This window comes from Wolbachia endosymbiont (group A) of Trypoxylon clavicerum, from assembly GCF_947251665.1.
Taxonomy (GTDB): domain Bacteria; phylum Pseudomonadota; class Alphaproteobacteria; order Rickettsiales; family Anaplasmataceae; genus Wolbachia; species Wolbachia pipientis.
The window spans coordinates 706,617-722,168 of the sequence record NZ_OX366374.1; the positions used below are offsets into that span (position 1 = coordinate 706,617).

The following is a 15,552-nucleotide window of genomic DNA, read 5'->3' on the forward strand; positions in this document are numbered from 1 at the left end:
CCTAAAGAGGTGACCTTACCCAGAAAAAGTAGAGAGAAAGTTAAGACGTTTTTATCATGAGAATAAATTGTGCAGGAATGCAATAGTTAATAGTAGAATGTCTAGGCTCTGTGGACAAAATTTTAGAGAAGCCATACAAGAGCTCCAACAAAATTGAGAAAACCAATAAAAACCTCAGCAGTTTTATCAAATCTGGAAAAAATGCGCCTAAAATTTTTAATTTTACCAAAAAAACACTCAATCAAATGACGTTCTTTGTAGATATGCTCATCGTAATACCTTTGCACTTTTCGATTCCGTTTTGGCGGAATAACTACTGTACATCCCTTGTCTTCAAGACTTGTAACAAAGGCATTGCTATCGTAGCCCTTGTCAGCTACTACAGTAGAGTTATAGATACTTTCGGTCAACACTTGTGCCTGCGTAATTTCATTTCTTTGACCAGGAGTCAGAGTAAATTTAAGTGGATTTCCAAGTGCATCGACAAGCGCATGTATTTTAGTTGTAAAGCCACCTTTGCTCCTCCCTAAAGCTTCTTGATCCTTGGAGTTTTTTGTATATCCAGATGAACATGGATGGGCTCGGATGATCGTACCGTCGATTATAGCAACTTCTAAATCAGGCTCTTGTTTAGTATATTCAAGCAATTTTTTCCAGACATCTCTTTCACACCATCTTTTAAATCGCTTATGTATACTCCTGTAATTACCATAAGTTTTTGATAAAAGTCTCCATTGGCAACCACTTCGCACTATGTACCACACTGCCTCTATGAATATTCTTAAACGTTTTTCATCTTTGCTGTGCATTCCTTTTACGCTTTTTATGAACTCTAAAATTTGTTTCCAATTTTCCTCTTTGATGTAATATTGCATATGGTAGTTTCTCCATTTTTTACCTATTAGGCTAAACTACCATCTTTTTCTCTCTTTTCATATTTTTTGTCCACAGAGCCTAGGCTCTGTGGACAAAATTTTAGAGAAGCCATACAAGAGCTCCAACAAAATTGAGAAAACCAATAAAAACCTCAGCAGTTTTATCAAATCTGGAAAAAATGCGCCTAAAATTTTTAATTTTACCAAAAAAACACTCAATCAAATGACGTTCTTTGTAGATATGCTCATCGTAATACCTTTGCACTTTTCGATTCCGTTTTGGCGGAATAACTACTGTACATCCCTTGTCTTCAAGACTTGTAACAAAGGCATTGCTATCGTAGCCCTTGTCAGCTACTACAGTAGAGTTATAGATACTTTCGGTCAACACTTGTGCCTGCGTAATTTCATTTCTTTGACCAGGAGTCAGAGTAAATTTAAGTGGATTTCCAAGTGCATCGACAAGCGCATGTATTTTAGTTGTAAAGCCACCTTTGCTCCTCCCTAAAGCTTCTTGATCCTTGGAGTTTTTTGTATATCCAGATGAACATGGATGGGCTCGAATGATCGTACCGTCGATTATAGCAACTTCTAAATCAGGCTCTTGTTTAGTATATTCAAGCAATTTTTTCCAGACATCTCTTTCACACCATCTTTTAAATCGCTTATGTATACTCCTGTAATTACCATAAGTTTTTGGTAAAAGTCTCCATTGGCAACCACTTCGCACTATGTACCACACTGCCTCTATGAATATTCTTAAACGTTTTTCATCTTTGCTGTGCATTCCTTTTACGCTTTTTATGAACTCTAAAATTTGTTTCCAATTTTCCTCTTTGATGTAATATTGCATATGGTAGTTTCTCCATTTTTTACCTATTAGGCTAAACTACCATCTTTTTCTCTCTTTTCATATTTTTTGTCCACAGAGCCTAGCAACCAATCTGGTGTTTCTCTACCTTTTTTCCCACTTAGCAAACTTCATCTTTTCTTTTAGGTAATATTCTCTATAGGATTCTATTGGATTACTACATTTATACTGATCAGGTAATGCTTTTGCAAAAGCTCGTATATCAGCTAATTGAAAAATTAGCAAATCCTTATTATTATCACACCAATCTATAACTTTCTCGGATTTGTGCGTTCTTTTGTATCGCAAGCTATACTCTATGCACAATTCTTTTCCATGCTTTATCAACCAATAAAAGTTTCCTTTTAGCCCATAAAGAACAAGGATATGAGTAAGTTTGTATGGAACTTCTATATTATAATCTATTACACTAACAAAAGGATTTGGATGCTGTTGAAAAAATATTACTAAGTAACTGAGCAGTTTCTGATGGCATTTTCACTATATGCTTATCGCATAACATTTGCGCTGCAGTTATAGGATTTTCGTCTAATACAAAGATATTCATTTAAGCATCCAGAGATAGTAGGGATTTAACTTCATCAGCAGTAAGACCGGTAGTTTCAGTTATGATATCAATAGAAACCCCTGCTTTAAGTAGATTCTTTGCGACTGCTATTTTAGCTTGCTTCTCACCCTCTTCTCTGCCTTTTTCATGTCCGATTTGGATGCCTTCTAGTCTACCTTTTTGAGTAGCATCATCAAGTTTTTGAGCGAGGACAGCCTGTTCATCAAGAATACGTTTTATTTCCTGTTCATAGGCAATAAATTCTTTTTCTGACCAGTTGAATCTATTTAGCTCTTCATAGGCTTTTTTAATTATTAGATCACTACCTATTATTTTTTCCAGCTCTTCTTCACTAGTTTCGTCTGCATATCGAAAAAAATAAACCCATTTTTCAACTATATTTTCCAACTGATCTTCCTTATTCTTTGGAAATTTTGGCAACTCAATAAATATAAAATAGAAATCTTTTAGATCATGCTCATTAGTGTCTTCATCTCGAATAGTATGCTTTGACTTGTACTCAGATTTATTAGGAAACAGCACACAATCTGCTATAGCAATGAAGATAATTTCCTTAAGGTTATGATACTGGTCACCTTTATCAGCTTGCCTTGAGTAAGCTTTAGCAGCATAGTATTGGGCACGTTTTTCAAATCCTTTAGTTTTAGCAACTTGCATCTCGACGATCACTTGCACCCCATTTTCATCTTTACAGAGAACGTCAACAATACTTTGCTTTTTAGCGGCAATATCAGGGTCTTGAATAGTACTTAGAAACTCTATATCCTTTATTTGGTTTTTACCAGTGAAGCCAATGATGTCATTGAGGAAGTGAATAAGTATATCCTTATTTTTTTCAGTACCAAATATTTTTTTGAATGCGACATCATTTCGTACGTCAAGGAACTTAGAAAGAGCCATGAGAAAAAAACCTAAAAAGCATTAGTAATTATACACAATTCTGAAGAAATATTCAACGTTTTTATTTTTAGGTAAGATTCAAGAGTGTTGATGAAAAAAACGACCTTCAGAGGTGGGCTTAAAATGGTACTTTAAGCCTTGAATGTAGTTTTGCACATCTTTTTATCAACTCTTCTATAAAGTGCCTTTAAAGGCCAGGAAATGGATGCCATGAGTTTAGCAGTCTCAAAGATACCTATTTTAGATATGAACCTACAAGTTTACTTTCAATTAAAAATTCTATAATATAGCGTGAGTATTTTCAACAAAACGTAGGCAGGATATGTTAATACAACTTCTATCTAAAACTTCTGAACAACTGAAGGAGCATTGTACATTATTAAGCAGTGAGGAAAAGCAAAGTCTTTATAGCAAGGTGCTAAATGAAGTTAAAAATACACCTAGAGATTCAAGAGAAGGTATAGACCAGCTAAAGAAATTGAGTAAAGTGGCTGTTGCAATAGAAGAAACTACTGATAGTAAGTTACTAGAAAAGTTTAATGATGGTCATCCACTAAGAGAAGTTAATATTGCCTATGCTTCTGGAGAAGCTACAAACTATTTATTTAGCCTTAGTGATTCATCAGAACTTTATGATTTGGAAGAGAATAGAGAAAAAGCAATTTATCAGGCGATCAAATCAAATGATAGAGAGTTAGTAAAACATCTGCTAATGATTCTTGTGGTGGGTGATATAGAGATTGAGTTTTTTAAGGAATTAGAGGTGTTACTGTCAGGAGCATATGAAGAATTAAAGGAGAACTTATCGCAGGATATGAAAAATTATCTAGAAAAAAATATAAGTTTAAAATGTTTTGTGTGTAGTAATGTTAAGGTATTAGTAGCCGAGCCTGTTGATGTACGAGCAATGATTAACTTATTTATAGCTCAATCTGAAGTAAATTATAAAATAGATGAGTTATTACTGATCAAAATAGCAGGAGCTCTAGAAGAAGGGGAATTACGCTTACAAATAAATCAGATGATAGAATTGCTAATGAGACAAGAAAGGTTTTTAGAATTGGAATATAAAGTAAGAAGGTTAAAATCAGAACTAGCAAGTGGAAAGAGCAAATATTCAGATGAGGTTATGAAGTTTATTATAGAGGAACGAGAAAGAGAGATGAGAGGGGTTGAGGACAAAAGCGACCAAATAATAAGCGAAAGGGAGAAATTATTTAAGCAACAATTCCAATAGAAGACATTAGTGTGCGAATTGGCAGAAAGCCTAAGCTACAAAGTTAGGCAAGAGATAAGAAATCGTAGATTAAGGCTGGGATATACTCAAAAGGATTTAGCAAGTAAAATCGGTACAAAATATCAGGTCATATTACAATATGAAAAAGGAACACGTAAAATTTCAATTAAAAAATTATATGTCATAGCAAAAGCATTATCAACGAGTGCTAGAGATCTAGGCTCTGTGGACAAAATTTTAGAGAAGCCATACAAGAGCTCCAACAAAATTGAGAAAACCAATAAAAACCTCAGCAGTTTTATCAAATCTGGAAAAAATGCGCCTAAAATTTTTAATTTTACCAAAAAAACACTCAATCAAATGACGTTCTTTGTAGATATGCTCATCGTAATACCTTTGCACTTTTCGATTCCGTTTTGGCGGAATAACTACTGTACATCCCTTGTCTTCAAGACTTGTAACAAAGGCATTGCTATCGTAGCCCTTGTCAGCTACTACAGTAGAGTTATAGATACTTTCGGTCAACACTTGTGCCTGCGTAATTTCATTTCTTTGACCAGGAGTCAGAGTAAATTTAAGTGGATTTCCAAGTGCATCGACAAGCGCATGTATTTTAGTTGTAAAGCCACCTTTGCTCCTCCCTAAAGCTTCTTGATCCTTGGAGTTTTTTGTATATCCAGATGAACATGGATGGGCTCGAATGATCGTACCGTCGATTATAGCAACTTCTAAATCAGGCTCTTGTTTAGTATATTCAAGCAATTTTTTCCAGACATCTCTTTCACACCATCTTTTAAATCGCTTATGTATACTCCTGTAATTACCATAAGTTTTTGGTAAAAGTCTCCATTGGCAACCACTTCGCACTATGTACCACACTGCCTCTATGAATATTCTTAAACGTTTTTCATCTTTGCTGTGCATTCCTTTTACGCTTTTTATGAACTCTAAAATTTGTTTCCAATTTTCCTCTTTGATGTAATATTGCATATGGTAGTTTCTCCATTTTTTACCTATTAGGCTAAACTACCATCTTTTTCTCTCTTTTCATATTTTTTGTCCACAGAGCCTAGAAATTTGATAAAGACATGAGGTGCACATAGTGCAAAAAATTAAGCATGATTTACGCCAAATACATTAAGTTTTTTTGTCATTAATCCACTGCAGAGATTGCGAAGATAAATAAATAGCTTCAGTTTCATGATAAGGGGGCTGGCGAAGGGTGTTAAGGAAGTTTTTCGTTTCATCCAATGCGCTGCTAAAAGTTTGTTATGCAAGAGATCCCATAAATTGGGTGTCATAATAACTACACCCACATTAATTTTGGTGTACGTGACCTTGAAAGATCGTGATTCAATACTTAAATTATTAGGGTAGTAGGCAAATAATGGAGCTCAAAATGCATAATGTACAAGAAACTGAAAATTTAAAATTTGACGCTGAGGTAGGGAAAGTACTGAATATAGTGATTCATTCACTTTACACCAATAAAGACATTTTTCTGCGTGAATTGATATCAAATGCATCAGATGCATGTGATAAGTTGCGCTATGAATCTCAACTAAACCCTAATTTGCTAGATTTGAGTGATGAATTAAAAATCACTATTAGCTCCAATAAAGATAAGAACGAGCTATATATCACTGATAATGGCGTCGGAATGAACAGACAAGATTTAATAGATAACCTTGGTACAATTGCAAGCTCTGGTACGCAAAAGTTCTTAGATGCGATCAAGAATAATAAAGATTCAAGTCAAACTGTAGAGCTGATAGGTAAGTTTGGTGTTGGTTTTTATTCAAGCTTTATGGTTGCATCGGAAGTAATAGTAGAATCAAGAAAAGCTGGAGAGGAGGAGTCTTGGGTCTGGAAATCCAAGGGAGATGGAGAATATTCAATAAGTAAATCAGATAATCAAGTCCCTCGCGGAACCAAAATTACACTCATTATGCATCCTGAAGAAAATGAGTTTTTAGATAAATTTCGTGTTGAAAACATTGTCACTACTTACTCTGATCATATAAATTTTCCTGTTGAATTCATAGATGAAGAAGGAAAAAGTGAAAAGTTAAACAGTAAGGCTGCAATTTGGACTAAGCCAAAAAATGACGTTACTCAGGAGGAGCACAACGATTTTTTCCGCAGTGTTGCGCATGTTGGTGGTGAACCTTGGATGATATTGCATAATAAAAATGAAGGTGCAATAGAATATACGAATTTGCTTTATGTTCCCTCTATTAAACCTTTTGATTTATTTCATCCAGATAGACGTTGCTCTGTGAAGTTATATGTAAACAAGGTATTTATTACTGAAGATAACGTACAGATCATACCACAATACTTGCGTTTTCTGAAAGGCGTGGTTGATTCACCGTACTTGCCTCTTAATATCAGCAGAGAAACGCTGCAGAATAATCGTGTTGTTGAGCAAATCAGGAAATCCCTCACTAAACGCGCGATATCAGAGCTCGGTAAAAAGGCAAAAGAGAATTTGGAAGAGTACACAAAATTCTGGACCAATTTTGGTGCAGTATTAAAAGAGGGTCTTTGTGAAGCTATGCCAACTGATGAGAGAGAAGCGCTGCTCTCAATTTGCAGATTTCAGAGCACTGGTGATGAGAAATTAGTCAGCATTGATGACTATATAAGCAGAATGAAGCCTGAGCAGGAGCATATCTATTATCTCACCGGAAATAGCTTGGATTCAGTGAAAAACAGTCCACAACTTGAAGGATTCGTCAGTAAAGGACTAGAAGTGCTCCTATTTGTTGATCCAGTTGATGATTTCTGGACTAGCGTGATTCATGAATATAAAGATCAGAAAATCAAGTCTGTAACCCGCGCAGATGTTGATTTGGAAAAATTCTCTTCAGAAGAAGATAAGAAAGATAAAGAAAATAAATCGAAAGAAGAAAAAACTGAGGAAAATACAGATTCTATAATGCAATATTTCACCAAAGTTCTTGGCAATTCAGTAAAAAGCGTAAAAATTTCCAAAAAGTTAACCGGTAGTCCCGTATGCCTAGCGGTTGATGAAGGTGCTATGGATCTTCGCATGGAGCGTTTCTTGCGCGAACAAAAGCAGCTAAATTACCGCACGCCAAAGGTGCTGGAAATTAACACTAAACATCCTGTAATAAAAAATATAATGAAATCTTATGCTGAAAGTGGTGAAAACCCAACATTGGAGGACATGGTTCACTTATTGTTTTACCAAGCTTGTATAGTGGAAGGTGAAGAGATGGATGATGTAAGTCTGTTTGCTAAGAGAGTTAATAATTTGCTTGGCAAGATTTCTGTTTAATGCTATACTTAACTTAGCTATTAATTAGGGGTAAAACATGATTTGGAGTTTACTTGGTGGGCTCATGCCACCAGCAGTAGATACTGCAAAAGAAAATAAAGTTAAAAGTACGAAAAATTCTGGGGATTCAGGTAATTGTTCAGAGGCTGAAGAAGAACAAAATACCAACAGAGCGACTAGATCAGAATTTAAGCTAACGCAATCTTTGCTCAGTCAAGTAAGGGCAGACAAAAATAATGCTGATGCGAATTCTGGTAAGCAAGCTTATAAAGACTTACCTAGAATGAATTTTATAATCAATGGTAAAACCATAAGTAAAGATTTTGTTGGCCAGTTGTGTGATAAGTATAATCAAGAGCTTCAAAGTAGTAAACGCCAAGTTGTAAAGCATGTTTTAATAGAAATGTTTAAGCATGCTAAGGCAGAAGTTCCAGATGATCATATACTGAAAGAGTTAATTACTAATTGCAATCAAGCCGGGTATGACGGCTCTTTGCTCATGCAGCTCTTTCCTATATTTTTTGAGTATAACCTACAATTGCCTGACGCTAACGATAGAAAGATAAGTATTATATGTAATAGCCAAGATTCCCTAAATATTCAGTATTGTCCAAGTATGCCTGTTAAGCAACAGGATACAAATATAGAAATATGCAGGCTTGATGCTATTTTAGAGTTCACGCTTAAATCTCAGAATGGTAAGGTAGAGTATGAAGAAGGTAAAGTAACACTTACCATTCCCGAGCAGTTAAAAACTGGTAGAGAAAATTTACTAGATGATATCAATAAGTATTTTAAAGGTGCCGATAATGCAGTTGTTGCAGGTTCGCCAGCAGAGGTGGATTCAGATGTTGATAATTTATTTGATATCATTCCTAAAAGTTTAGCCTTTGATAAATTGGTAGATATTATAAATAAAGCAAAAAATGGTGATTATACGAATTTGGATGAAGTTATGGGTAATATAAAGGAAGAGAAAGATGACATACCTATTAACCCTGATCTTAAAGATCTGAAGGATTTTTGCTCACAGCAACTTAATTTGACGGCACAAACAGATCATGAGCGCGTGCGTAAAGTGCTCATAGAAAAAATATATAAAAAAGAGAATGGTACGGTAAAAGAATTGGTACTTCTAGCCATTGCAGCTAATGATACGCTTGTGGAAAGATGTGTAAAGATGCACGAAGGTATATTATTCACGCAAGATGAAGAGCTTGATAGTCTGCTTATTGGTGCTGGTAAGAGATGCTATATTAAATTTTTGTTAGAGCATTTAGAAAAAGAACTAGATTCTATTCTATCTTGGCGTGGTATATGTGAAAAGCTTAAAAGGGCGTCGTCAATTGGCAATCAGAAATGCGTGGAAGCGATACTAGATAAATTTAAAGATACTGAGAGTAGAGATCCTGCTATAAAACTTTTGCACTATGCTGTAGAAAAAGGCGATTATGATTTAGTAAACTCACTTATTAAAAATGGCGCTGATGTTAATATTCAAGATAGGAATAACAAAACAGCTTTACATTATGCCGTTTCCTCTTATGGTGACATTCAGAATGTTAATAAAATGGTAATGTTACTTGTTGAAAGTGGTGCTAAGATTGACACTCAAGATAGCGATGGCAAAACAGCTCTACATTATGCTGCTGCTTCCAATAAGGATGAAATAGTAAGGTTGCTTTTAAAAGAGGGAGCTAATGAGGAAATTAAAGATAAATCTGGTAAGACATTTTTAGACATGGTAGCTTCAGGAACTAAATCATTCCTTCTTAACGTGTTACACCCAGGAGGGCTTTTGCATCATGCTGCTAAGGAAGGTAATATTGACAGGGCTAAAAGACTTCTTGCGAACGGTAAGGATGTTAATGCTAAAAATAGTCATCGTGAGAGTCCTTTAAGTGTAGCTATTAAAGCAGGTAATCTGGAAGTAATAGAATTGCTTGTGAATAATGATGCTGTTATAACTGAAAAAGCCATACAATACGCACGAGGTGTTTATGAAAAATGTGAGGAAGATAAAAAGCAAGCTCATTTAAGCGTATTAACGTTTCCTGTGAATATTCATAATGAACAGCTATTTAAAAAGGCCATTGAACAAGGTGATCTGAAAAAAATAGAATCGTATGTAAAGAAAGGTGCTGTTATAACTGAAGAAATTGTACAATATGCAAAAGATGTTTGTAAAAACTATAAGGAAGATAGAAAGCAAGCTCATTCAAGCGTATTAAAGTTTCTTGAGAAGACTAGTAAAGATCAATTTAAAAAAGCCATTGAAGCAGGTAATCTGGAAGTAATAGAATTGCTTGAGAGTAAGGATGCTGTTATAACTGAAAAAGCCATACAATACGCACGAGGTGTTTATGAAAAATGTGAGGAAGATAAAAAGCAAGCTCATTCAAGCGTATTAATGTTTCTTGTGAATATTCATATTAGAGCGGCCATTAAACAAGGTAATCTGGAAAGAATAAAATCTCTTGTAAAGGAAGATACTGTTATATCTGGAGAAATCATACAATGCGCACAAAATGCTTGTAAAAATTGTAAGAAAGATAAAAAGCAAGCTCATTCAAGCGTATTAACGTTTCTTGTGGATATTTATAATGAACAGCTACTTAAAAAGGCCATTGAACAAGGTGATCTGAAAAAAATAGAATCGTATGTAAAGAAAGGTGCTGTTATAACTGAAGAAACCATACAATACGCACGAGAGGTTTGTAAAGACTATGAGGAAGGTAGAAAGCAAGCTCATTCAAACGTATTAACGTTTCTTGAGAAGACTAGTAAAGATCAATTTGAAAAAGCCATTGAACTAGGCTCTGTGGACAAAATTTTAGAGAAGCCATACAAGAGCTCCAACAAAATTGAGAAAACCAATAAAAACCTCAGCAGTTTTATCAAATCTGGAAAAAATGCGCCTAAAATTTTTAATTTTACCAAAAAAACACTCAATCAAATGACGTTCTTTGTAGATATGCTCATCGTAATACCTTTGCACTTTTCGATTCCGTTTTGGCGGAATAACTACTGTACATCCCTTGTCTTCAAGACTTGTAACAAAGGCATTGCTATCGTAGCCCTTGTCAGCTACTACAGTAGAGTTATAGATACTTTCGGTCAACACTTGTGCCTGCGTAATTTCATTTCTTTGACCAGGAGTCAGAGTAAATTTAAGTGGATTTCCAAGTGCATCGACAAGCGCATGTATTTTAGTTGTAAAGCCACCTTTGCTCCTCCCTAAAGCTTCTTGATCCTTGGAGTTTTTTGTATATCCAGATGAACATGGATGGGCTCGGATGATCGTACCGTCGATTATAGCAACTTCTAAATCAGGCTCTTGTTTAGTATATTCAAGCAATTTTTTCCAGACATCTCTTTCACACCATCTTTTAAATCGCTTATGTATACTCCTGTAATTACCATAAGTTTTTGGTAAAAGTCTCCATTGGCAACCACTTCGCACTATGTACCACACTGCCTCTATGAATATTCTTAAACGTTTTTCATCTTTGCTGTGCATTCCTTTTACGCTTTTTATGAACTCTAAAATTTGTTTCCAATTTTCCTCTTTGATGTAATATTGCATATGGTAGTTTCTCCATTTTTTACCTATTAGGCTAAACTACCATCTTTTTCTCTCTTTTCATATTTTTTGTCCACAGAGCCTAACAAGTATAATGCGGCTTGACAAATTTATTGTCATCTCAGACCGCGGAGAAAACCATATGCTACTTTTAACTTATGTAAAATTACCAAGGATTATGGAGAAGATATGCTGTTTTGATTTGTGTGAAAATTATTGTTGACTTATGTGCAATTAGAGAACCTAAGTCACTTTAGCTATAATTCAGAATTGAGAGCTTTTAATAACTCTCTAACTCCCACTTAGGTCTTGGTGCAAAATTGAGAGAATCTATATAGCTTTTCTGTAACATTTCAATTCCTGCCCATCCAACCATTATTGCATTATCTGTACATAGGTTGTTGGGAGGAAAAAATATGTTTAAGTTTATGTGTTGTTTTAATTTTTCTCTCAAGAAATTATTTGCTGCAACTCCGCCGGTAATCACAAAGTCATTGATTTTGATATTTAAAGATTCGGCCATAATAATCGCATTACTAACCCTGTCCAGCAGTATGTCACTAATACACTCTTGAAACGAAGCACATACATCACACACATCTTGCTCGCTCATTTTAAGTTCTTGCACTAAGTTTTTTACTGCTGTTTTAATTCCAGAAAACGAAAAGTTACATCCAGAACGTTTTATCATTGCCCTTGGCAATTTAAATCTTGCACCATTGCCTTTTTTAGCTAACTTTTCAATTAATGGCCCTCCGGGATAGCTTAAACCCAGCATCTTAGCAACTTTATCAAATGCTTCTCCTAGTGAATCATCGAGCGTTTCTCCAAGTTTAATGTATTTACCTACATCCTGTGCAATTAAAAATTGACAGTGACCACCTGATATTAGTAGGACTAAAAATGGAAATTTTACCTCATGCAGTAACCTAATAACCAATGCATGCGCTTCTAAGTGATTCACTGCAATGAACGGTTTTTGTGCTACATGCGCAATTGCTTTAGCCATCATTGTACCAACTATTAATCCACCTATGAGTCCTGGTCCTGATGTTGCTGCAATCGCATTGAGGTCACAAAAGTTAAGGTTAGATTTTTCCACGGCGCTTTTTATTAGACCACTTAAATGCTTCATATGAGCACGTGAAGCTATTTCAGGGATCACTCCACCACGTTTTTTGTGTTCTGCTTGGGAGAGAATTTCGTGAGCAAGGACTTGCTTGTCACTATTTACAATCGCTACTGCAGTTTCGTCGCAGCTTGTTTCAACAGCTAAAATGGTTTTCATGTATATTCGAGCACTTTATTGTCAAAACTATATCTTGAAACGCTGTAGAAGTTAACTGCAAAGTTAACTTCTACAGCTAAAAGATTTACCGACAACCGTCATCCCGCTGCTTGTTAGCTGATGAGATGCCGCGCACAACTGTACGAACATTATGATTTGAGAGCAATTTCCACTAGGCTCTGTGGACAAAAAATATGAAAAGAGAGAAAAAGATGGTAGTTTAGCCTAATAGGTAAAAAATGGAGAAACTACCATATGCAATATTACATCAAAGAGGAAAATTGGAAACAAATTTTAGAGTTCATAAAAAGCGTAAAAGGAATGCACAGCAAAGATGAAAAACGTTTAAGAATATTCATAGAGGCAGTGTGGTACATAGTGCGAAGTGGTTGCCAATGGAGACTTTTACCAAAAACTTATGGTAATTACAGGAGTATACATAAGCGATTTAAAAGATGGTGTGAAAGAGATGTCTGGAAAAAATTGCTTGAATATACTAAACAAGAGCCTGATTTAGAAGTTGCTATAATCGACGGTACGATCATCCGAGCCCATCCATGTTCATCTGGATATACAAAAAACTCCAAGGATCAAGAAGCTTTAGGGAGGAGCAAAGGTGGCTTTACAACTAAAATACATGCGCTTGTCGATGCACTTGGAAATCCACTTAAATTTACTCTGACTCCTGGTCAAAGAAATGAAATTACGCAGGCACAAGTGTTGACCGAAAGTATCTATAACTCTACTGTAGTAGCTGACAAGGGCTACGATAGCAATGCCTTTGTTACAAGTCTTGAAGACAAGGGATGTACAGTAGTTATTCCGCCAAAACGGAATCGAAAAGTGCAAAGGTATTACGATGAGCATATCTACAAAGAACGTCATTTGATTGAGTGTTTTTTTGGTAAAATTAAAAATTTTAGGCGCATTTTTTCCAGATTTGATAAAACTGCTGAGGTTTTTATTGGTTTTCTCAATTTTGTTGGAGCTCTTGTATGGCTTCTCTAAAATTTTGTCCACAGAGCCTAGTGTTCTAGGCTCTGTGGACAAAAAATATGAAAAGAGAGAAAAAGATGGTAGTTTAGCCTAATAGGTAAAAGATGGAGAAACTACCATATGCAATATTACATCAAAGAGGAAAATTGGAAACAAATTTTAGAGTTCATAAAAAGCGTAAAAGGAATGCACAGCAAAGATGAAAAACGTTTAAGAATATTCATAGAGGCAGTGTGGTACATAGTGCGAAGTGGTTGCCAATGGAGACTTTTACCAAAAACTTATGGTAATTACAGGAGTATACATAAGCGATTTAAAAGATGGTGTGAAAGAGATGTCTGGAAAAAATTGCTTGAATATACTAAACAAGAGCCTGATTTAGAAGTTGCTATAATCGACGGTACGATCATCCGAGCCCATCCATGTTCATCTGGATATACAAAAAACTCCAAGGATCAAGAAGCTTTAGGGAGGAGCAAAGGTGGCTTTACAACTAAAATACATGCGCTTGTCGATGCACTTGGAAATCCACTTAAATTTACTCTGACTCCTGGTCAAAGAAATGAAATTACGCAGGCACAAGTGTTGACCGAAAGTATCTATAACTCTACTGTAGTAGCTGACAAGGGCTACGATAGCAATGCCTTTGTTACAAGTCTTGAAGACAAGGGATGTACAGTAGTTATTCCGCCAAAACGGAATCGAAAAGTGCAAAGGTATTACGATGAGCATATCTACAAAGAACGTCATTTGATTGAGTGTTTTTTTGGTAAAATTAAAAATTTTAGGCGCATTTTTTCCAGATTTGATAAAACTGCTGAGGTTTTTATTGGTTTTCTCAATTTTGTTGGAGCTCTTGTATGGCTTCTCTAAAATTTTGTCCACAGAGCCTAGGAAGGTGTCATTCCAGTGCCCAGACACTGGGATCCAGGAAAAAGAATGGTGTCATCCCAGTGCCTAGACACTGGGATCCAGAAAACTTCACTTTAAATGAGCACACCAGGTGGCTGTACAATAGAAACTGGATTCCAGTGTCAAGCACTGGAATGACACCATCTACTACTCAAATTACCTGCAAATTGCAATGTTCGTACACCAAAAGAATGAATCGCGGTATGACGGTTCGCAGCGGTATGACGTAGGAAAACCTGCACTATAAGCTAATCATCATCTTCAAATATGGAGCTAATTTTTTTGCCCCCAGGAGAAAATTTATTAGTCCAACTGCTTTGCACTTTGGTTACGTCTTTAGTGGCAGTTTTATTGCTGTATTCCTTAATTTCCTTATCTATTCTCTCCATCATTTGTGGATCCAGGTAGCTCTTTTTCCATTGATCAGTAGCAAGGAACACTTTGTTTAAGTCTTGAGTGCGGATTAAGTATTCTTTATCTTTAGGGTAAACCTCCTGCGCCCAAGCAAACAGCTCAAAGTAGCGTGCAAATAATTCAGATGCACGTGATTTTGCAGTTTGATAAGCCTGTATCTCTTTAAATATAACTTGGCCGATAATTTTCTGCACAAGAATATTTGCTTGCTTTAGGTTCTGCTCAATATCCTGGTAAACTTTATGGAGAAATTCCTGTTCCAAACTTAAGTTCAGTTCATTTTCAACCATGTGTGAAAGTTCATGCACTATAATGTATGGGTTTGACTTCCTCAGTACAATAACATATCTATTTACACTGGAAGACCTGATTGTCTTACACACTCCCTCTTCCATATCCACTAATCCCTCTTGGTATATTTCAAATGAGAGCCTATTTTGCTTTATTAGTGATAAAGTGAGGTTTAATGTGTTTCTAAACTTCTCAAATTGATAGAGATATTCGACATACCGTATTGCATTTTCACTGCTTCCTACTTGAGTTGCTTGTTTTATTAAATTCCTGATTAGCATGCCTTATTATTAAAGGAATTTTTTTTTATACT

11 protein-coding genes and 4 pseudogenes are annotated in these 15,552 nt (G+C 35.5%); 7 read left to right on the plus strand and 8 right to left on the minus strand.

What is annotated here, in order from left to right:
* Positions 1–122 precede the first annotated feature (122 nt).
* The 4 genes and pseudogenes from OPR60_RS03630 to OPR60_RS03645 form a co-directional block, all read right to left on the minus strand.
* Positions 123–875, minus strand: a complete 753-nt coding sequence (locus OPR60_RS03630; RefSeq protein WP_265039650.1) for an IS5 family transposase — start codon at positions 873–875, stop codon at positions 123–125.
* Between the two features lie 100 nt (positions 876–975).
* Positions 976–1,728: an IS5 family transposase gene (locus OPR60_RS03635; protein ID WP_265039632.1), complete on the minus strand. Its 753-nt coding sequence runs from the start codon at positions 1,726–1,728 to the stop codon at positions 976–978.
* Between the two features lie 26 nt (positions 1,729–1,754).
* A pseudogene (locus OPR60_RS06670) lies at positions 1,755–2,293 on the minus strand (pyrimidine dimer DNA glycosylase/endonuclease V).
* On the minus strand, positions 2,294–3,214 hold the full coding sequence (locus tag OPR60_RS03645; RefSeq protein WP_265040053.1) for an Rpn family recombination-promoting nuclease/putative transposase: 921 nt from the start codon (positions 3,212–3,214) through the stop codon (positions 2,294–2,296).
* 322 nt (positions 3,215–3,536) lie between these two features.
* Here OPR60_RS03645 and OPR60_RS03650 point away from each other — a divergent pair, with 322 nt between their 5' ends.
* On the plus strand, positions 3,537–4,451 hold the full coding sequence (locus OPR60_RS03650) for a hypothetical protein (RefSeq protein WP_265040054.1): 915 nt from the start codon (positions 3,537–3,539) through the stop codon (positions 4,449–4,451).
* Between the two features lie 18 nt (positions 4,452–4,469).
* Positions 4,470–4,670, plus strand: a pseudogene (locus OPR60_RS03655) (helix-turn-helix transcriptional regulator); the annotation flags it as partial.
* An 18-nt stretch (positions 4,671–4,688) separates the two neighbouring features.
* Here the strand turns inward: OPR60_RS03655 and OPR60_RS03660 are convergent.
* Positions 4,689–5,441 carry an IS5 family transposase gene (locus OPR60_RS03660; RefSeq protein ID WP_265039632.1) on the minus strand — a complete coding sequence of 251 codons (753 nt, stop codon included), beginning with the start codon at positions 5,439–5,441 and terminating at the stop codon, positions 4,689–4,691.
* Positions 5,442–5,850: 409 nt separating this feature from the next.
* Between OPR60_RS03660 and htpG the strand changes: the two genes are divergently transcribed.
* Together htpG and OPR60_RS03670 are read left to right on the plus strand one after the other, a co-directional pair.
* Positions 5,851–7,755 carry a molecular chaperone HtpG gene (gene htpG / locus OPR60_RS03665; protein ID WP_265040055.1) on the plus strand — a complete coding sequence of 635 codons (1,905 nt, stop codon included), beginning with the start codon at positions 5,851–5,853 and terminating at the stop codon, positions 7,753–7,755.
* Between the two features lie 1,180 nt (positions 7,756–8,935).
* Positions 8,936–9,712: pseudogene (locus tag OPR60_RS03670) on the plus strand (ankyrin repeat domain-containing protein); the annotation flags it as partial.
* Positions 9,713–10,588: 876 nt separating this feature from the next.
* Here OPR60_RS03670 and OPR60_RS03675 read toward each other — a convergent pair.
* Positions 10,589–11,341 (minus strand): IS5 family transposase, encoded by a 753-nt coding sequence (locus OPR60_RS03675; RefSeq protein WP_265039632.1) that lies wholly within the window; start codon positions 11,339–11,341, stop codon positions 10,589–10,591.
* 277 nt (positions 11,342–11,618) lie between these two features.
* Positions 11,619–12,626, minus strand: a complete 1,008-nt coding sequence (tsaD, locus tag OPR60_RS03680) for a tRNA (adenosine(37)-N6)-threonylcarbamoyltransferase complex transferase subunit TsaD (protein ID WP_065095013.1) — start codon at positions 12,624–12,626, stop codon at positions 11,619–11,621.
* A gap of 255 nt (positions 12,627–12,881) precedes the next feature.
* On the opposite strand from tsaD, the gene OPR60_RS03685 reads away from it, so the two are divergent.
* The 3 genes and pseudogenes from OPR60_RS03685 to OPR60_RS07020 all read left to right on the plus strand — a co-directional run.
* Positions 12,882–13,634, plus strand: a complete 753-nt coding sequence (locus OPR60_RS03685; RefSeq protein WP_265039632.1) for an IS5 family transposase — start codon at positions 12,882–12,884, stop codon at positions 13,632–13,634.
* A 108-nt stretch (positions 13,635–13,742) separates the two neighbouring features.
* Positions 13,743–14,495 (plus strand): IS5 family transposase, encoded by a 753-nt coding sequence (locus OPR60_RS03690; RefSeq protein ID WP_265039632.1) that lies wholly within the window; start codon positions 13,743–13,745, stop codon positions 14,493–14,495.
* Between the two features lie 77 nt (positions 14,496–14,572).
* Positions 14,573–14,743 (plus strand): annotated as a pseudogene (locus tag OPR60_RS07020) (WPE palindromic element domain-containing protein); the annotation flags it as partial.
* Between the two features lie 39 nt (positions 14,744–14,782).
* Here OPR60_RS07020 and OPR60_RS03700 read toward each other — a convergent pair.
* Positions 14,783–15,520: a WD_0702 family putative metalloprotease gene (locus OPR60_RS03700; protein WP_065095012.1), complete on the minus strand. Its 738-nt coding sequence runs from the start codon at positions 15,518–15,520 to the stop codon at positions 14,783–14,785.
* Between the last annotated feature and the right edge of the window lie 32 nt (positions 15,521–15,552).